At 71.9% G+C, this 19,597-nt stretch carries 12 protein-coding genes; 11 read left to right on the top strand and 1 reads right to left on the bottom strand.

All coding sequences use genetic code 11. The features are described from left to right. The first annotated feature begins 2 nt into the window (after positions 1 to 2). Both AERO9AM_RS16335 and AERO9AM_RS16330 read left to right on the top strand, forming a co-directional pair. Positions 3 to 974, top strand: coding sequence for a hypothetical protein (locus AERO9AM_RS16335; RefSeq protein ID WP_159577099.1), 972 nt, complete (start codon positions 3 to 5; stop codon positions 972 to 974). A gap of 70 nt (positions 975 to 1,044) precedes the next feature. Then, positions 1,045 to 1,611 carry a DNA-3-methyladenine glycosylase I gene (locus AERO9AM_RS16330; protein WP_159577098.1) on the top strand — a complete coding sequence of 189 codons (567 nt, stop codon included), beginning with the start codon at positions 1,045 to 1,047 and terminating at the stop codon, positions 1,609 to 1,611. Here AERO9AM_RS16330 and AERO9AM_RS16325 read toward each other — a convergent pair. Then, the gene (locus AERO9AM_RS16325; protein ID WP_159577097.1) at positions 1,608 to 2,162 is read right to left on the bottom strand and encodes a hypothetical protein; all 555 of its coding nucleotides are present in this window, start codon (positions 2,160 to 2,162) and stop codon (positions 1,608 to 1,610) included. The genes AERO9AM_RS16330 and AERO9AM_RS16325 overlap by 4 nt on opposite strands. A 184-nt stretch (positions 2,163 to 2,346) precedes the next feature. Between AERO9AM_RS16325 and AERO9AM_RS16320 the strand changes: the two genes are divergently transcribed. The 9 genes from AERO9AM_RS16320 to AERO9AM_RS16280 all read left to right on the top strand — a co-directional run bounded on the left by AERO9AM_RS16320 (position 2,347) and on the right by AERO9AM_RS16280 (position 19,581). After that, positions 2,347 to 8,433 carry an Ig-like domain-containing protein gene (locus AERO9AM_RS16320; RefSeq protein WP_159577096.1) on the top strand — a complete coding sequence of 2,029 codons (6,087 nt, stop codon included), beginning with the start codon at positions 2,347 to 2,349 and terminating at the stop codon, positions 8,431 to 8,433. A gap of 56 nt (positions 8,434 to 8,489) precedes the next feature. Then, positions 8,490 to 9,461, top strand: coding sequence for an AAA family ATPase (locus AERO9AM_RS16315; protein ID WP_159577095.1), 972 nt, complete (start codon positions 8,490 to 8,492; stop codon positions 9,459 to 9,461). A 118-nt stretch (positions 9,462 to 9,579) separates the two neighbouring features. After that, a complete protein-coding gene (locus tag AERO9AM_RS16310; protein ID WP_236602650.1) occupies positions 9,580 to 10,848 on the top strand; it encodes a DUF58 domain-containing protein in 1,269 nt (422 codons plus the stop codon). Then, positions 10,845 to 13,253: a transglutaminase-like domain-containing protein gene (locus tag AERO9AM_RS16305; protein WP_159577094.1), complete on the top strand. Its 2,409-nt coding sequence runs from the start codon at positions 10,845 to 10,847 to the stop codon at positions 13,251 to 13,253. Before AERO9AM_RS16310 ends, AERO9AM_RS16305 begins: the two co-directional genes overlap by 4 nt. Continuing rightward, positions 13,250 to 14,689: an RDD family protein gene (locus AERO9AM_RS16300; protein WP_159577093.1), complete on the top strand. Its 1,440-nt coding sequence runs from the start codon at positions 13,250 to 13,252 to the stop codon at positions 14,687 to 14,689. The genes AERO9AM_RS16305 and AERO9AM_RS16300 overlap by 4 nt, the downstream gene beginning before the upstream one ends. After that, positions 14,686 to 15,510 (top strand): PP2C family protein-serine/threonine phosphatase, encoded by an 825-nt coding sequence (locus AERO9AM_RS16295; protein WP_159577092.1) that lies wholly within the window; start codon positions 14,686 to 14,688, stop codon positions 15,508 to 15,510. Before AERO9AM_RS16300 ends, AERO9AM_RS16295 begins: the two co-directional genes overlap by 4 nt. Further along, entirely contained in the window at positions 15,510 to 17,126 is a 1,617-nt protein-coding gene (locus AERO9AM_RS16290) for an FHA domain-containing protein (RefSeq protein ID WP_159577091.1), read from the top strand. Before AERO9AM_RS16295 ends, AERO9AM_RS16290 begins: the two co-directional genes overlap by 1 nt. After that, positions 17,123 to 18,838 carry a serine/threonine-protein kinase gene (locus tag AERO9AM_RS16285; RefSeq protein ID WP_159577090.1) on the top strand — a complete coding sequence of 572 codons (1,716 nt, stop codon included), beginning with the start codon at positions 17,123 to 17,125 and terminating at the stop codon, positions 18,836 to 18,838. Before AERO9AM_RS16290 ends, AERO9AM_RS16285 begins: the two co-directional genes overlap by 4 nt. After that, positions 18,826 to 19,581, top strand: a complete 756-nt coding sequence (locus AERO9AM_RS16280) for a hypothetical protein (protein WP_159577089.1) — start codon at positions 18,826 to 18,828, stop codon at positions 19,579 to 19,581. The genes AERO9AM_RS16285 and AERO9AM_RS16280 overlap by 13 nt, the downstream gene beginning before the upstream one ends. The last annotated feature ends 16 nt before the right edge of the window (positions 19,582 to 19,597 follow it).

The following is a 19,597-nucleotide window of genomic DNA, read 5'->3' as shown; positions in this document are numbered from 1 at the left end:
TCATGAAGCTCTCCCCGACGGCACGCGTCGACCTCGGACAAGGCGCCCTCGCGTTCCCGCATCCGCCGACGGTGTGCCTGCGCGCCGACGGGTCGGCGCTGTGCATCGCCACGCTGCGCACGGACGCCGGGTGGGAGACGTCCCTGATCCAGGTGCAGACCTCCGGCGAGCAGAGACGACTGGCGCTGCCTGAGGGCGCGTTCGGGGCGCAGCCGGTGATCATCGACCGCGGCGCCGCGGGCGTCGCGGTGCTCGTCGACGACCGGACGCTCGTGGTCGCCGACGAGGCGCTCTCGTCCGCGACGACCGTCACCATCCCGGACCTCTTCGCAGCGACCGATCGCGAACGCCGGCTGACCGCGGGCGGGATCGCGCGGCGGGCGTCGGATGACACTTGGCTGGTCGTCCTGACCGATCCGTCCACCTTCCAGAACGCCCGCACGATCGCCGCACTCCGCGTCGATGATGCGACCGCGGCCTGGCAGAGCGCGGAGCTGCTCCCCGGCGACGACTACCCGATGGCGGGAGGGCGGACGTCGACCGCGCCGGGTGGCGTGGCGGCGCCGACGATCGCCGACGCCATCGAGGTCGCGGGCGTCCGCTTCGTGGCCGCGCAGGGCAGCGACACGGCCAGCATGCTGAAGTACGGGAGCGACTTCTTCACACTCGCGGAGCTCGATGCGGCGGGGCGCGTCGCCCGCCGCGTCTTCGAGGCAAGCGGGTGGAAGAAGCAGCCGGGCAAACACGGCATCCGCGCACGGTTCACCTCGGACGGCGTCTCCGCGATCCTGACCCCCGTGTTCCGCACCGGCGAGTGGGCCGGCCGTCAGCGCCTGGTCCGGCTGTCGGACGGAGCGCTCGAAGAGATCCCGCCCATCCGTGGCGCCGCCGGCTTCGCTGTCGCGGACGTGCGCGCCGGTCAGGTGGTGCTGGCGTCGGACGACGCCCTGCTGTTCGCGGAGACAGCGGGCTGATGGCGAACGCCGTGCATCGGCGCCGCCGGGCCTGCGCCCCGTGTCGGCGGCCTCGCCTAGCCTGGTCGTCATGACGATCCCCGCCCCCGACGACCGCCCGCGGTGCCCCTGGCCGGGGGAGGATCCGGAGTACCGCCGCTATCACGACGAGGAGTGGGGCACGCCGCTGCACGGCGACCGTGCGCTCTTCGAGAAGATGTCGCTCGAGGGCTTCCAGGCGGGGCTCAGCTGGATCACGATCCTGCGCAAGCGTCCGCGGTTCCGCGAGGTGTTCGCCGGTTTCGATCCCGAGGTCGTCGCGGAGTTCGGCGACGACGACATCGCGCGGCTCATGGCGGATCCGGGCATCATCCGCAACCGGGCGAAGATCGAGGCGACCATCGGCAACGCGCGTCTCGTGCGCGAGATGGCCGACGGCGAGCTCGACGCGCTGATGTGGTCGTTCGCGCCGGCGGCGCCCGCGGCCCGTCCGCGGTCGATGGCGGAGATCCCCGCGGTCACCCCGGAGTCCGAGGCGATGAGCAAGGCGCTGCGCAAGCGCGGTTTCCGCTTCGTCGGCCCGACCACGATGTACGCGCTCATGCAGTCCGCCGGCATGGTCGACGACCACGTCGCCGGGTGCTGGCGCGCGGCTTAGAGGTCGTCTCCGGCGTCGGCGGATGCGGGAGCGGCGGGCGCCTCAGGCTTGCGGAACACGCGACGCATGTGGTCGCTCGTGAGGAAGTCGGCGACGCCGATCATGATGAGGCTGAAGACGATCTGCTCGGTCACCATCCACGCGGGGTACAGCCCGGGGATCGCCGCCATCACGAGCGTGATCACCGGGAAGATCTGCGCGAACAGCCGCAGCCGCTGATACGCCCACCGCCAGCCCAGGGCGGCGCGCCACGCGAAGTAGAAGAGCGTCGCGGTCATCGCGAGCACGATGAGCGCGCGCATCCACACCGCGAACGGCACCGCGGCGATCGAAGACGCCTGCACTGCGATGACCACCGCGATGACCACGGCGACGACGCCGATCACGAGTTCGAGCGCGAGCAGCCAGAACACCCAGCGGAAGGCGCGGACGGTGCGGACGTGATCGCGGTCGGACTCGACGATCTTCTCGTGCGCGTTCCGGCCGCCGGCGATGCGGTCGACGCGCAGCAGCAGCGGCTCCACGCGCTGCAGCACGGAGTCGAGGAACATGCTCCGAGAGTACGGCTCCCGCCTATGCGGAGAGCGCGGATCCGGCCTCGCGAAGGCGATATCGATCGAAGGATGGATGGGGAGTCCTCCCCATCGCGGCTCCCAGATTCCCGACATACACTCTTACGGTCCCCTGACAATTCCTCATGGGACGGCTGTGCTCGATGTTCGGGGGGAAATCGTCGTGAAGTCTTTCGCATGGTTGCGGATGCGGCCGAAGACTCTCGCCTCCGCGGCCGGTGTGACCGCAGCCGCTCTCGCCGTCACCGGCATGGCGTTCGCCTACGAGGGCAACCCCACCGCCGAGGTCGATCTGCATGACGGCGGCGTCTGGCTCACCAAGACCTCGAGCCTGCTCGTCGGGCACTTCAACAACGAGTCCCGCGTGCTCGACGGCGGCCTGCGCACCGGCGGTGAGAACTACGACGTGCTGCAATCCGGCGGCACCGTGCTCGTCACCGACCACACCGCATCCACGCTCACCAGCGTCGACCCTGCCCGCGTCGTCCTCAGCGACGCCGTGCTGCTGCCGGGTGGCGCAAAGTCCGCGCTCGGCGGCACGACCGTCGCGATCCTCGACCCCAAGGAGGGCAAGCTCTGGGTGCGCTCCGCCTCGTCGCTGAGCGGTTTCAAGGCCGCGGGGGAGAAGCCGCTGGCGACGCTCGGCGCGGGAGCCGATGTCGCCGTCGGCGGCGACGGCACCGTCTACGCGGTCTCCGCGAAGGACAGCACGGTCGTGACCGTGCACGTGGACGCTCAGGGCAAAGCGCAGTCGCCGTCCACCGAGAAGATCGAACTCGGCGGGAACGCGAAGCCCACGATCACGGTGGTCGGCAGCACCCCCGTGGTGCTCGATGCCGAAGCGAAGACCGTGTTCGCCGCCGGTCACCGCACCGTGCTCGACGGCGCGGACGTGAAGAACCTCGACGCCGCCGTGCTGCAGCAGCCGTCCGCCGACAACGGCGCGGCAGTGCTGGCGACCGCCGACGCCCTGATCTCGGTGCCGCTCGACGGCTCCGCCCCCGCCGTGCAGGACGTGGGCGGCACGGGTGCCCCCGCCGCTCCGGTGTACCTCAACGGCTGCACCTACGGCGCCTGGGGCGGATCCGCGAAGTTCCTTCGCGACTGCATCGGATCCGCGAACGACCTGAAGACCTCGATCGAGGGCGCCGAGAGCAGCTCCACCCTCGTGTTCCGTGTGAACCGCGACGTCGTGGTGCTCAACGACACGGCGAGCGGCGCGGCGTGGATGGCGACCGACAACCTGCAGCGCGTCGACAACTGGCAGGACATCGTCCCGCCCGAGGGCGACAGCGAGAAGCAGGACGAGACCACCGACGACCAGGTCGAGACCACGCTGCCCAAGCGCACCCCGGAGAACACGGCGCCCGTCGCCCACGACGACGAGTTCGGAGTGCGCCCCGGCCGTACCACGCTGCTTCCCGTGCTCGACAACGACACCGACGCGGACGGCGATGTGCTCGTCGCCTCGCTCGCCCAGGAGCAGCCGTCCATCGGCGAGGTGCAGCCCATCAACAACGGCGGAGCGCTGCAGATCGCGGTGCCCGAGGACGCGACCGGATCCGCGTCCTTCCAGTACCAGGCGGATGACGGCCGCGGCGGCAAGGCCACCGCGAACGCGTCGGTCAGCGTGCACGACTGGAGCATGAACGCCGCGCCGAAGCAGCGGCGCACCCCGGGTCTGCTCGTCGAGGCCGGCGGCGCGGTGACGTACAACGTGCTGCCCGACTGGATCGACCCGGACGGTGACGACGTGTACCTCAAGGACGTCGAGGCGGCGCCCGGCGACGAGGTGGACTACACGCCCGACGGCCAGCTCACCTACCGCGCGGTGGCCAGCCTGCCCGGTCGCAAGGAGATCCGGATCCAGGTCGCCGACGCGATGGGCGAGCTCACCAGCGGCGCCATCCGCCTGGACATCCGCCCCGCGGGCACCACGGCGCCGAAGACGAACGCCGACCACTACGTCACCCGCGCGGGCGAGCAGGTCACGGCCACGCCGCTGCTGAACGACTCCAGCTCCGGCAAGGAGCAGCTCCGGCTGACCCGCGTCGACGAGACGCCGGGCGCCGTGATCACCCCGAACTTCGCGGAGGGCACCTTCACGTTCCAGTCGGAGGCGCCGGGCACCTACTACATGCAGTACCTGGTCAGCGCCGGCCCCAACGCCGTGCCCGGCCTGGTGCGCATCGACGTGCTGGACAAGACCGCCGAGGCCGCGCCGCCGATCGCGGTGCGCGACGTGGCGCTGCTGCCCAGCGGCGGCGATGTGCTCGCCGGGGTGCTCAACAACGACATCGACCCGGCCGGCGGCATCCTCGTGGTGCAGTCGGTGACGGTGCCCCCGCACAGCGGCGTCGCCGTCTCGGTGCTCAACCACGAGACGCTCCGGATCACCGACCAGGGCAACCTCGACAAGGAGGTGCGGATCAGCTACCGCATCTCGAACGGATCCAAGTCCGCGGACGGCGACGTGATCGTCATCCCGATACCGGCGCCCGCCAAGCTCGACCCGCCGACCGCGAACGACGACACGGCGGTGGTGCGCGCCGGCGACGTCGTGACGATCCCCGTGCTCGCGAACGACAAGCACGCGCCGGGCACGACGCTGCACGTGTCGCCGGACCTCGTCGAGCCGCTCGTGGATCCGAAGTACGGCGAGGCGTTCGTGTCGCAGGACACCGTGCGCTTCCGCGCGGGCGACACGCCGCGCACCGTCTACGCCACGTATGAGGCGGTGGACTCGAACGGGCAGAAGGCCGCCGGGTACATCACGATCCAGATCCTCCCGGTCGACGAGAAGACCAACACCGCCCCGCGGCCGCACGACATCACCGTGCGCGCCCTGAGCGGCACGAGCGTTCGCATCCCGGTGCCGCTGGACGGGCTCGACGCCGAGGGCGACTCCGTGGAACTCGTGGGGCTCGACTCCGCCCCGAAGCAGGGCCAGGTCACCGAGATCGGCTCGAACTACCTGACGTACGACGCGTTCGGCAAGTCCAGTGGCATCGACACCTTCACCTACAAGGTGCGCGATCGCCTCGGCAAGGAGGCGACGGCCACCATCCGCGTCGGCATCGCCCCCGGCGCCAACATCAACCAGGCGCCGTACGCGGTCAAGGACTCGATCGTCATGCGGCCCGGTCGCACCGTCGCGGTCGCCGTGCTGACCAACGACTCGGATCCCGACGGCGACACCATCGGCCTCGTCAAGAACGGCATCGAGGTCGCGGCCGGCGTGGACGGACTCAAAGCCACGGTGTCCGGTGACCGGGTGCTCATCACGGCGCCGAACCGGCCGCTGCAGACCTCCGTGCAGTACACCGTCGCCGACTCGCGCGGTGCCACGGCCACCGCCCCGGTGCAGATCACGGTCGCGGAGGACGTGCCCCTCGTCGCGCCGATCGCCCGCGACGACCGCATCCAGGCGTCCGACGTGAAGGGCGAGAGCCTGCAGGTCGAGGTGCCGGTGCTGGACAACGACGAGGATCCGGACGGCACGGTCGACGCACTGAAGCTCAGCGTCTCCGACGCGTCGGCGAAGGTGCTGCAGAACCGCAAGATCCAGGTCACCGTCACCGAGAAGCGCCAGCTGGTGCAGTACTCCGTCACCGACCAGGACGACCAGACCGCGTCGGCGTTCATCTTCGTCCCCGCGCTCTCCGAGCTCGCGCCGACCCTGCGCTCGACGAAGCCGGTCGAGGTGAAGAGCGGAGAGACGATCGACGTGCCGCTCTCGAAGTACGTCGTCGTGGCGGGCGGCGGCGATGTGCGCATCACCGAGGCCGGCAAGGTCAGCGCGGTCAACAGCAACGGCGCGCCGCTGCTGAAGGACGAGCACACCCTCGTCTACACCTCCAAGCCGGGCTATTTCGGCGACGACGCGCTCACCTTCGAGGTGACAGACGGCACCGGACCGGATGACCCGAAGGGTCGCAAGTCGACTCTGAGCCTGCCGATCACCGTGCTCCCGCCCGACAACCAGCCGCCGGCGTTCACCAACGCGCAGGTGTCGGTCGCCCCGGGGGAGGAGGCGCAGAAGGTCGACCTCGCGGCGCTCACGAAGGACCCGGATCCGGGCGACGCCAAGAAGATCAGTTACAAGATCACCGGGCAGCCGGACAACGGAATCAAGGCCAGCCTGGACGGCTCGACCCTGCGCGTGGAGGCCGACTCGTCGACCCCCAAGGGCACCGGATCCACGGTGCAGTTGAGCATCACCGACGGCAAGACCGACCCCGTCTCAGGCACGGTCGCCGTGACCGTCGCCGCGTCCACGCGGCCGCTCGCCGTCGCCAACGAGGACACCGTTCCGCAGGCGGATCAGGGCAAGCCCGTCACGATCCCGGTCCTGCAGAACGATGTCAACCCGTTCCCGGACAAGCCGCTGAAGATCCGCTCGGTCGATGTGCAGACCGGTGACGCCGACGGCGCCTCGGTGCAGGGCGACAAGATCGTGATCAGCCCGTCTGCCAAGTTCGTCGGCCAGATCGTGGCGACCTACCGCGTGCAGGACGCGACGAAGGATCCGGACCGCGAGGTCGACGGCCGCATCGTCGTCACGGTGCAGGGTGTGCCGGACGCGCCCGGCGCACCCCAGGTGACGAGCGTGCAGGACCGCACCGTGGTGCTGAACTGGAGCCCGCCGTCGAACAACGGGGCCGAGATCACCGGCTACACGGTGCGCGCCACCAGCGGCGGCAGCTACACCAAGCAGTGCACGTCGACGACCTGCACCCTGGACGGCCTGACGAACAACGTGGAGTACACCTTCGCGGTGACCGCCACCAACCGGGTGGGCGAGGGCAAGCCGTCGCCGACGTCGGCGGTCGCCCGTCCCGACGCGCGCCCCGACACCCCGAACCCGCCGACCCTGAAGTTCGGCGACAAGTCGCTGGACGTGTCGTGGACCACGCCGACGACTCCCGGATCCCCGGTCTCCTCGTACAACCTGGAGATCTCACCGGCTCCGCCGAGCGGCGTGGCGACGAAGACCGGCGTGACCGGCAACTCCCTGAAGTGGGACGGCCTGGAGAACGGCGCGAACTACCAGGTGCGCGTGCAGGCCGTGAACCGCGCCCCGGAGCCCTCGAGCTGGTCGGGCTGGTCGGCCTCGGAGATCCCCGCCGGACCGCCGACCGCGCCCGGCACCCCGACGGCGCAGAGCGCGCCGTCCGTGGGCAGCCAGTCGCAGATGACCGTCAAGTGGACGGCGGCCGGAGCGAACGGCGATGCGATCTCGAGCTACGACCTGCAGGTGATGCAGGGCGGTTCCGTCGTGCGGACGATCACCGGCATCCCCGGCACCACGCTGAGCCAGAACGTCACGGTCGGCAACTCGACCTCGGACTACACCTTCCAGGTGCGCGGCAACAACAAGGCCGGTGCCGGCGCCTGGTCGGCGGCCTCCAACCCGCAGCGCGCGTTCGGACAGCCGGGTGCCACGACGATCACCTCCGCGAAAGAAGAGAACAACAACATCGCGGTGACGTACACGCTGGCCGATGCGAACGGCGCCAGCGGCTCGGAGATCCACTACGAGTACTCCATCGGCGGCGGGTGGAGCCGCAACTGGGATGGCACGAACATCCCGGCCGCGAACAACGGCACGTACACGGTGTCGGTGCGCGCCTACTCAGTAGTGGGCGGGCAGGAGTCCCAGCCCGGAACAGCCGGTTCGCGGAGCGGGCTCCAGCCGTACGGTCCTGTCGGGACGCCAGGAGCCCGGGCCGTCAACAACGGCCAGAGTGTGACGCTGAGCTGGTCCGCACCGGCGAGGAACGGGCGCGACGTGTCCATCAAGATCAGCGTGGACGGCGGCGGCTGGCAATCGGTGGCGGACAGCGGCTCGACGACGGTCGGCAATGGCTATGACCAGACGCACTCGATCCGGGTGCAGGCCTTCGATACCGAAGGTCAGTCGTCCAACATCGCCTCCGCCTCCGCGAAGACGGACAGCCCGCCACCGCCGCGCGTGTGGGTGACGCAGGGAGCTGCAGCGGGCAGCTGCGTCAACGGCTGCCGCCTGTTCGTCGTGAACTGGCAGAACCTGAAGATCGGCACCTACAACGTGACCTGCCACTCCAGCTCGTACGGCCAGATCGGCGGCAACCACAGCGTCAACTTCGATGGCCAGGGCAGCCTGCAGCTGTCCTGCTGGCAGGGCCGTGACGGCGTCGACGTCTGGGTCGACATCGTGGGCTGGGGCGACGGCGTCGATACCGAGAAGAGCTTCTGGGCGAGACCGTAGCCGGGCTGATCCGGCAGGAATCGCGCACCATCTCACGATCAGAGGAACACACAGACATGACGATGACCCCCGAACAGGCCGCCTGGTTCCAGGGCACCTTCAGCCGCCTGACCGACAACGTCGACCGGGCGCTGCAGGGCAAGCGCGACGTGGTGAGCCTCGTGCTCGCCTCGATGCTGGCCGAGGGGCACGTGCTCCTGGAGGACGCCCCCGGCACGGGCAAGACCAGCCTCGCCAAGGCGCTCGCCGCAACCGTGCAGGGCACCAGCTCGCGGATCCAGTTCACGCCCGACCTGCTGCCGTCGGACGTGACCGGCGTCACCATCTACGACCAGAACACGCATACGTTCGAGTTCCACCGCGGTCCGGTGTTCGCGTCGATCGTGCTCGCGGACGAGATCAACCGCGCCTCGCCGAAGACGCAGTCGGCGCTGCTCGAGGTCATGGAGGAGTCCCGGGTCACGGTCGATGGCGTGCCGCACGAGACCGGCCGCCCGTTCCTCGTCATCGCGACGCAGAACCCGATCGAGCAGGCCGGCACGTACAAGCTGCCGGAGGCGCAGCTCGACCGCTTCCTCATCAAGACGTCGATCGGCTACCCCGATCTCGACGTCACGGCGTCGATCCTCGCCGGCGCCGCGGAGCGCAACCCGTCGGCGAAGCTGAACCCCGTGATCACGACGAGCGCCGTCGCCGACATGGCAGACCTCGCCGCCGCCGTGCACGTCGAGCCCGCCGTGCTGCGCTACATCGCCGAGCTCGTCGAGGCGACCCGCGCCGACACCGCGATCCGGCTCGGCGTCTCCGTGCGCGGTGCGCTCGCGATGGTCCGCATCGCCAAGGTGTGGGCCGCCGCGCACGGCCGGCACTACGTGCTGCCCGACGACGTGAAGGCGCTCGCCCGCCCGGTGTGGCTGCACCGCCTGCTGCTCGACCCCGAGGCCGAGTTCGCCGGCACCACCGCCGAGACCGTCATCGCCCGCGTGATCGAGAAGATCGCCGCCCCCCAGGCGCGCACCGCGGCCTGAACCCCCGATCCCTGAGCCCCACCCCCGGTCTGCGTGCTCTCTCGGGGTGGCTGTCATGGGGCGGTCCCTGAGCCTGTCGAAGGGACCGCCCCATGACAGCCACCCCGAGAGAGCACGCATGACCACCACCGCCCCGTCGCGTGGCACCGACCACCCGACCGGATCCGACCGCGAGGCCGGCTGGCGCGACGTCGCCGCCCTGGTGCTCGCGCGCGTCGGTGCACGGCTGCGGCTGATCGCCTCCGCGGTGCGTCCGCTCGCGTGGGTGCTCGGCGCCATCGCTCTGGGCTGCCTGGTGATCGCCCTGCCGCTCGGCTGGCTCGAGCTGGCCGTGATCGCGGTCGTGATCGCCGTGGTGCTGGCGCTGTGCGCGCTGTTCCTGATCGGGCGCACCGCCTATGACGTCACCCTCGACCTCGCCCGCACCCGCGTCGTCGTGGGGGAGCGTGCGGTGGGCGCACTGACCCTGGCGAACCGCGGCACGCGGGCGATCCTGCCGTCCCGCGTGGTGCTGCCGGTCGGCGCCGGCCGCGGCGAGTTCGGCATCAAGCGGCTGGCCCCCGGCGAGGAGGCGGAGGAGCTCTTCGCGATCCCGACGCACCGGCGCGGTGTCGTCTCGGTCGGCCCGGTCAGCGTCGTGCGCGGTGACCCGCTCGGGCTGTTCGAGCGCGCGCATCGCCGCGACGAGCCCATCGATCTGTTCGTGCACCCTCGGACGATCGTCTTCGACGGGCAGTCGCTCGGCTTCCTGCGGGACCTGGAGGGCCTGCCGGCCTCGGATCTGTCCCGCGACGACGTGTCATTCCACGCGCTCAACGAGTACCAGCCCGGTGACGACCTGCGCCGGGTGCACTGGCGCTCTTCGGCGCGCACGGGGGTGCTCATGGTGCGCCAGTACGAGGAGACCCGCCGGTCGCACTTCGTGATCGGGCTGAGCCGCAACGCTGCCGAGTACGCCGAGCCCGACGAGTTCGAGCTGGCGATCTCGCTTGCCGGATCCGTCGGCCTGCGCGCGATCCGCGACTCGCAGCACGTCGACCTCCGGGTGCAGGGACGCTCCCTGCCCTCGGGTACCGGCAAGCAGCTGCTCGACTCGCTCGCCGGTGTCGAGGAGGGCCGCGCGAGGGACGGGAGCCTGTCGGCGCTCGCGGGCACGGTGGCTGCGCACATGCCGCTGTCCAGCGTCGTGGTGCTCGTCGGCGGCAGTCGCACCTCCCCGGAGGAGCTGCGCGCCGCGTGCGCCCGGCTGCCGTTCGGCTCGCGCGTGCTCGCGATCGTCGCAGATCTCGGCGAGGCGCCCTCGCTGCGCCGCATCGGCGACGCCGACGTCATCACGGTGGGAGCTCTCGAGCAGCTGCCGCTCGCCCTCGGGAAGGTGCTCGCATGACGGCTCGTCGTATCACCGACCTCGTTGCGGTCGCCCTGCTCATGGGCGTGGGCGTCGTCGGCTGGTGGCCCTCGTTCGCGGGCGGATCCTTCCTGCCCGCCGCGCTCGGCGGGCTCGTGCTCGGACTCGGCGTCGCCCTGCTCTGCGCCTGGCGCGGCTGGGGCATCCTGCCGACCGCCGGACTGACACTGCTCGCGTACTACCTGTTCGGCGGCGCGCTCGCGCTGCCGCAGACCACGCTGTTCGGCGTCGTCCCCACCGGGCAGACGCTCGGCGCGCTGTCGGCCGGCGCGATCACGAGCTGGAAGGCGATGCTCACCACCGTGGCGCCGGTCGCGGTCGGCGACGGGTATGCGCTGGTGCCGTTCCTGTCGGCCCTCGTGTTCGGCGTGGTCGCCGCCGCTCTCGCGCTCCGGCTGCGCAGGGCGGTCTGGGCGCTGATCCCGGCTGCCGCGCACCTGATGCTGGTGATCGCCATGGGGGTCCCGGCCCCCGCCGCGCCCATCGCCCAGGGCGTCGTCTTCGCCCTCGTGGTGGTCGGCTGGCTCGCACTGCGCGGCACCGGCGAGACCGCGGACGCCGCCGTCTCGGTCGCCGCCGACGGATCCCGCTCCACCGCTCTGCGCCGCCGTCGCATCCTCGCCGGATCCGCCGTGCTGGCCGTCGCAGCGCTCGCCGGCACGGGCGTGGCCGCCGCGACGACGCTCGCCGAGCCTCGGCACGTGTTCCGCGACGTGGTGCTGCCGCCGTTCGACGTGCACCAGTACGCGAGCCCGCTGCAGTCGTACCGCGGGTATGTGAAGGACCACCGCAAGGACACCCTGTTCACCGTGAAGGGACTGCCGGAGGGCGCCAGGATCCGAGTCGGCACGATGGACGCGTACAACGGCGTCGTCTACGACGTGTCCGACAAGGGCGTGGGGTCGTCGGGCGCGTTCAGTCCGATCCGCGACAACATGTCGGCGAGCGCGACAGGCTCCTCCGCGACGCTCGACTTCACGATGGACGAGTACAGGGGTGTGTGGCTGCCGGACGCCGGGCAGGTGAGCAGGATCTCGTTCCGCGGATCCGACGCCGACGTGCTGCGTCGCGGCACGTACTACAACGAGTCCACCGGCACCGCGGTCGCCACCTCGAAGCTGCGCAAGGGCGACACGTACACGGTGCAGACCACGATCCCGAGGACCTGGACCGACAAGGAGCTCGAGGACCTCGACTTCGGCACGGTCGCGATGCCGAAGTCGGCCGAAGCCCCGGAGAAGCTCGCCGCGCTCGCCTCAGACACGGTGGCGGATGCGAAGACCCCGATCGCGCAGGTGCGCGCCCTGGTGAAGAAGTTCTCCGAGGAGGGCTTCTTCAGCCACGGCCTGGAAGGCGAGGCGCTCAGCCGCGCCGGCCACACCGAGGAGCGCATCTCCACCCTCATCGGCGGCGAGCAGATGGTCGGCGACGATGAGCAGTACGCCGTTGCGATGGCGCTCGCCGCACGCTCGCTGGGCATCCCGGCGCGGGTGGTCATGGGCTTCTACCCGGAGAAGGGGCAGAAGGGCACGTTCTCCGCCAACGGGGACAACCTGCACGCCTGGGTCGAGGTGAACTTCGAGAAGGCGGGCTGGGTGCCGTTCGACCCGACGCCGCCGAAGGACAAGGTGCCCCAGGACCAGATCACCAAACCCAAAGTGGTGCCCAAGCCCCAGGTGCTGCAGCCGCCGCCCCCGCCGCAGGAGCCGGTGGAGCTCCCGCCGAGCGTGCCCGATCAGCGCGGCAACCAGGACGGCCCGAACGACCTGCTCGGGATCATCGGGATGATCCTCGGGATTGCCGGCAGCGTGCTGCTGGTGCTCGCGATCCTCGCCTCGCCGTTCGTCGTCATCGGCGCGTGGAAGGCGGCCCGCCGGCGCAAGCGGCGCGCGGCCGCGCTCGCCGCCGACCGCATCAGCGGCGGCTGGGACGAGCTCACCGACCGCGCTGTGGATTACGGCGCGCGTCTCCCCGTCGGCGCCACGCGCGCCGAGGAGGCGCAGACCGTCGCCACCGCCCTCACCGTGCCCGCCGTCACGGCGCTCGCCGACCGCGCCGATGCCCAGGTGTTCGGACCCGCGGAGCCGACCGCGGAGGACGTGGACGCGTTCTGGCGCGAGGTCGACGGGATCGTGGCCGGACTGGGCAAGGAAGCGAGCTGGCGACGGCGCATGCTCGCGCGACTCAGCCTGCGCTCGCTGCTGGGCGGATCCCGGCTGTCGGCCGGAGTGCAGGGGCTGCGCGACGCGGCCTCCGAGCGCATCCGCCGACCCGGGAGCGGCTCTGGCGCGAGCTCGGGCGCACCTGGCACGATCGAGAGCACTGCAGGGCAGCAGGGCGGCACCCGAGCCGCACGCCCCGGATCCGAGAGCGAGACACCATGACCACGAACCCGGTGGGACCCATCGCTCCCGTCTCGCGTCGCGCGATCGCCTGTGCGATCGACCTCGCCATCTCCGCCGCGATCCTGATCGTCGGCTACGGGGTCTCCGCAGCGGTCGCGATGTCCGCGAAGTCCGACACTCTGACCGGCCTGCTGGCCATGATGCTGCTCGGGCTCGGGGTGACGTTCGGGCTGGCCGCCGTCTGGTTCGTCGTCTCGACGTTCCTGCAGGGCACGGGCGCCTCGGTCGGCATGCGGATCATGCGTCTGCGCGTCGTGCGCGACGGCAGCGAGGCACCGCTCGGCTTCGGGCGCGCGCTGCTGCGCAACATCGTGTTCGGGCTGAGCACGGCGATCGTGGTCGGCTACTTCACGCCGCTGTTCGACGGCTCCGGACGGTTCCAGGGCTGGCACGACCGCGCCGCGGGCGCGATCGTGCGCGACGTGCGCGGCGCGGCTGGGGTCGGGCCCGCGGCATCCGGTACCGCGGGTGCACCCGCGGCCGCCCCCGCCCCTGCAGCCGCGGGCGCCCCTGCCGCGCGGTCCCTCGCCACCGTCCCCGGCGCCGCACCGGCGAACGCCGTGCATCCGGGCGCGCCGGCGGCCCCGTTCGTTCCCACGCCGCAGGAAGCGCCCCCCGAGGCGTCGCCGACGGCCCCGTTCGCCGCAGGGTCGTCGCCCGCCCCCGCAGCGTCGTTCGCCCCACCGGCCTCCCCGGCTGCCCCGCAGGGTTCCCCGGCCGCACCGGCTTCCCCGGCCGCACGGCAGGGTTCTCCCACCGGGCACACCCTGCCGAACGCGCCGCGTGCGGGCGCTCCCGTCACCGGCGCCCCGGCCGAGGTGGATCCGCACGACGCCACGGTGCTGTCGCCGGTCGCACGGGCCGCCGCCGACGCCGCGCACGAGAGCGCCATGATCACGGTCGTCCCCGGGGTGAGCCCGTCCGTGCCCGCGCCGGCCGCGCCGGTCGTGTCGGGGCCCGAGACCGTGGCGCCGGCACGTCCGCCGGTGCCCGGCGCCCCTCCCGCCACGGTTGCGGACGCCCTCGCCCAGACGCCGGTCGTGCAGCCGGCAGAAGACGATGATCCCGAGGAGACCCGCATCTCGATCCCGGGGCACCGCCTGCAGTTCGTCTGGGATGACGGCGCTCGCGCCACGGTCTCCGGGCGCACGCTGTTCGGCCGCAACCCCGCGCCCGAGGCCGGGGCGACGGTCGTCGTCGTCCGCGATGAGACGCTGTCCCTGTCCAAGACGCATTTCGAGGCTGCCGCGGAGGCCGCAGGGGGCTGGGTCATGGACCGGCACTCCACCAACGGCATGACGATCGTGCGCGACGGCGTGCGGATCGCCTGCCCGCCCGGCGAGCGCGTGCGGATCCGCCTCGGCGACGCCATCGAGATCGGCGACCGGATCGTGACCGTGGGCGGCTACGCATGACGCCGCCGATCGTGGCCCGGGCGGGAGCGGCGACGCACACGGGGCTGCGCCGTTCCCTCAACGAGGACGCGCTGCTCGCGCAGGCACCGCTGTTCCTCGTCGCCGACGGCATGGGCGGGCATCAGGCGGGAGACATCGCCAGCACGACCGTGATCGACGGCTTCGCACAGCTGCGCGGCCGACCGGTGCTCACGATCGACGATGTCAGCTTCACGCTGGCCCGGGTGCGCGCGGCCGTCGACGTGATCGGGGGTCCCGGTGCGTCGAAGGCGGGCACCACGCTCAGCGGCGTGACCATCGCCGCGGTCGACGGCGTCGGGTACTGGCTGGCCCTGAACATCGGCGACTCCCGCACCTACCGGCTTTCCGGCGGTGCGCTGGAGCAGATCTCCGTCGACCACTCCGTGGTGCAGGAGCTCATCGACTCCGGCGAGCTCCTCGCCGCGGACGCCCCGAAGGACCGCCGCCGCAACATCATCACCCGGGCGATCGGCGCCGGCAGCACCGGGGAGGCCGACTACTGGATGATCCCGGCCCGGGTGGGCGATCGGATCCTGGTCTGCTCCGACGGGCTCAGCAGCGAGGTGGACGACGAGGAGATCCGCACCCTGCTGACCGTCCACGAGGATCCGCAGACCGCCGCTGAACGCCTGGTCGACCGTGCGCTCGAGCTCGGCGGGCGGGACAACGTGACCGCGGTCGTCGTGGACGCCGTGCACGTCACCACCCGTCCGGGCGGCGACGGAACGAGCGGCATCGACGATGAGGACATCGACTCCGACACGCGACCGCGTGCCGAGGCCATGGGAGGGATGCGCTGATGAAGACCGTCTACCGCGCAGGGTCCTGGTACGCGCTGATCGGCCCGCGGGCCGTCGTGGCGCTGCCGCCGGATGCGGACGCCGCGCTCGTCGCCGGGCTGTGGGAGCGGGTCGCCACCGATGAGGTGTCCTTCGCCGACGTCGTCGACGCCCTGACGGCCGCCGGCAGGGGGTCGTTCTCCGCCATCCCGCCGTTCGCGGCCGTCGTTCGCGAGGGCGAGCACGCGCGGATCGCGGTGCGCGGCCGGGTGCTCGCGCGCGTGGTCACCGCGGATGACGAGCGCGAGATCACCGGCGCCGAGGTGACGACTTGGAGTGAGCGTTTCGTTCCGGCGGTGACCGGCATCGAGATACGCGTCGAGGACCGCGGGGAGGATCCGGCCCTGCCGATCGTCGCCGGCGTCGTGCGTGCCGCCGCCGTCGTCGCGGGCGACACCACCGACCCGGATCGGTCCCTGAGCGAGGAGCGGAGCGACGAGAAGGGCGGGCAGGAGTCCACCCCGGCCCCTGGGTCCACTCCGGTCCCTGGGTCCACTCCGGTCCCTGAGCCCGCTCCGGTCCCTGAGCCTGTCGAAGGGTCCGAAACGCCCGACGTCGCTTCGACGAGTTCGGCGACCGGGGAGGGCGGCCTGGACTCGGTCCCTGAGCCTGTCGAAGGGGCCGAAGCGCCCGACGTCGCTTCGACGAGCTCGGCGACCGGGGAGGGCGGCCTGGACTCGGTCCCTGAGCCTGTCGAAGGGGCCGAAGCGCCCGACGTCGCTTCGACGAGCACGACCACAGGCATCACCACCCAGGATCCGGAGCCCACCCCCGAGCCGGATCCCGAGCCTGCCCCGGTCCCTGAGCCTGTCGAAGGGACCTCCACGGACGCCGTCGAGCCGGCGCTCGACCGCGCGGCGGACGCCACCGACGTGGAGGATGTCGACGACACCGTGCTCAGCGCACCCGCGGCGGTGGAGACGATCCTGCCGCCGGCCGACACCATCGTCACACCGCTGGGCGGGCACACGCTCGACTTCCGTCCGGCGCCGGCCGCGGTCGGCAGTCCCGCGCCCGGTGCCTTCGACGACGGCGATCACGACGGCGCGACGATCTCCCTCGCCCAGGCGCGGGCGATGCGCGGCGACCTCCCGGCAGCGCCGGCCGCCGACGACCTCCCGTCCACGGCGACCCTGGCGGAGCCCGTCCCGGCCGTGCCCGTGTCGGCGGTGCCGGGCATCACCCAGCAGCCCCGGCGGGCGACCGCGCCCGACCCGGCCGGTGCGGCGCCGGCGTCGGGACCGCGGGTGCGGCTGTCCACGGGGCAGGTCATCGCCCTCGACCGCACGGTCGTGATCGGCCGCCGTCCACGCGCCACGCGGTCCAGTGGCGCCACGCTGCCGCACCTCGTCGCGGTCGACAGCCCGCAGCAGGACATCTCGCGCAGCCACCTCGAGATCCGCCCCGAGGCCGACGCGGTCGTGGTGCTGGACCTGCACACCACGAACGGATCCACGCTGCTGCGCTCCGGCGCCGAGCCGGTGCGGCTGCACCCCGGCGAGCAGACGGTCGTGGTCACCGGCGACGTGATCGACCTCGGCGACGGCGTGACCGTCGCGTTCGAGGAGCTGCCGTGAGCCGTCCGCCGTCTCCGCCGCCGCAGCTGGAGGGCTTCGACTACGTCGAGCCGCTGGGCACCGGAGGCTTCGCCGACGTCTTCCTCTACGAGCAGCAGCAGCCGCGCCGGCGCGTGGCGGTGAAGGTGCTGCTCGCCGACCGTCTGGCGTCGGGCGCCGCGCGGGAGTTCGCCGACGAGGCGAACGTCATGGCGATGCTCTCGACGCATCCCGCCATCGTCACGATCTACCAGACCGGCGTCGCCGCCGACGGCCGCCCCTACCTGGTCATGGAGTACTGCCCGCGGCCGAACCTGCAGCAGCGCGCCCGCAAGGAGCCGTTCAGCGTGGCAGAGGCGCTCCGCGTCGGCGTGCAGGTCGCCGGTGCCGTGGAGACCGCGCACCGCGCCGGCGTGCTGCACCGCGACATCAAGCCCGCGAACATCCTCGTCACCGCGTACAACCGGCCCGCCCTCACCGACTTCGGCATCGCCTCGACCACCGGCGCCGTGAACGAGGCGGCGGGGATGTCGATCCCGTGGTCTCCGCCGGAGTCGTTCGGCGACCCGCCGCAGGGCGGCGTGCGATCCGATGTGTACGCGCTCGCCGCCACGCTGTACACGCTGCTCACCGGGCGCAGCCCGTTCGAGAAGCCGGGCCAGCGCAACAGCGGCGCCGACCTGATCTCGCGCATCGAGTCGGAGCCGCTGCCTCCGCTGGGGCGCGCCGACGTGCCGGAGAGCCTCACCCGCGTCCTCGAGCGCGGCATGGCGAAGAACCCGGACGACCGCTTCGGCAGTGCCGTGGCGTTCGCCCGCGCGCTGCAGAAGGTGCAGATCGAGCTGTCGCACTCGGTCACCCCGATCGACATCGTCGACGACCATCAGCCTGAGCCCGACCACGACGATGACGACGACGGTCTGACCCGGGTGCGCGAGGTCGTCAGCATCGACCCGAGCCACACGGCCACGCGCCCCTCGGCGACCACGAGCCCCGTGCTCCCGCCGTCTGCGCCGCCGGCGCCGGGGCCGCGCTTCGACGCTCCCGGGGCGCCCGAGGAGACCGCGGCCGACCGCACCATGATCCGGGTGCCGCGCGAGGTGTCCGCTCAGGCACCCGCCGCACCGCCCGCCGCACCGGCCTCCGTGCCGGCCGTCGCCCCCGCGGCCCCGACGCCGCAGCCTGCGCCCGACGACGAGGCGCCGACCGTCCTGCGACCGCCGCGCACCGTCAGCCCCGCGCCGGCCGTGCCCGCTCCGAGCCCGCTTCCGGCAGAGTCCGCGCCCACAGCCCCTGCGGCGCCCGGCGCCCCGCGATCGCGCCGGGGTCTCATCTGGGGTCTGGCGGCTGCCGCGACAGCGGTCGTGCTCATCGGCGGGTCCGTCCTCACGGTGAACCTGCTCAACGCCGACTCGCCCAAGCCGAAGCCTACGACGGCCGAGACCGCCGACCCACAGGATCCGCTCGGCGACATGACCGCGACGCCGAAGGACCTGGTCGGCACGCCGGACGGCTCGGGCTCGGTGCGCTTCACCTGGACCAACCCGAGCCCGAAGGACGGCGACTCCTACCTCGTCACGGTGGTGACGCTGGCCGGCGACGGTGAGACCACCAAAGTCGACAAGCCCGAGATCACGATCCCCGCACAGCCCGGCGGCAAGACCTGCATCGATGTCGTGCTGCGCCGCGAGAACGGATCCGGATCATCGACGGTGAGAGGATGCACGCCATGACCCTGGATCCCGAGGTCACGCAGGACCCATCGCGCGCGCGAGTGACGGTGGAGTTCGCCGGAGAGTACTTCCCGATCGAGCCCGGAGGCAGGTTCGTGGTGGGGCGCGAGGGCGATCTCGCCATCGACGACAACCTGTTCCTGCACCGGCATTTCCTCGAGATCGCCGAGTCGGGCGGCCTGTGGTGGCTGGCGAACATCGGCGCCCGGCTGCAGGCGACGGTGACCGACGCGACCGGCGGGGTGCAGGCCTGGCTGGCTCCCGGTGCGCGCCTGCCGCTCGTGTTCGCGACCACGAGCGTCGTGTTCTCCGCCGGACCCACGACCTACGAGTTCACGATCCACGCCGCGGAGCCGACCTTCCGCGAGACCCGGCGCGAGCGTGAGACCGACGGGGACTCCACGATCGGCGAGGTGCCCCTCACCCTCAGCCAGAAGCAGCTGCTCGTCGCGCTGGCGGAGCCGCTGCTGCGACGCGACGGCACCGGCATGAGCGCCATCCCGTCCAGCGCCGACGCCGCCGCCCGGCTGGGCTGGACGGTGACCCGATTCAACCGGAAGCTCGACAACGTGTGCGACAAGTTCGACCGCATCGGAGTGCCCGGGATGCGCGGCGGCGTGGGCGGATCCGCGACCAACCGGCGTTCCCGGCTCGTCGAGCACGTGATCGCCTCCCGCCTGGTCGGCAAGGCGGATCTGTCGCTGCTCGACATGACCGACGCGGATCCGGCCGACGCCGAGTGATCGGATGCGCCGGGGC

Origin of the sequence: Microbacterium sp. 8M (assembly GCF_902506375.1) — a bacterium.
Classification (GTDB): domain Bacteria; phylum Actinomycetota; class Actinomycetes; order Actinomycetales; family Microbacteriaceae; genus Microbacterium.
This window is presented reverse-complemented; position numbering and strand designations above follow the sequence as displayed.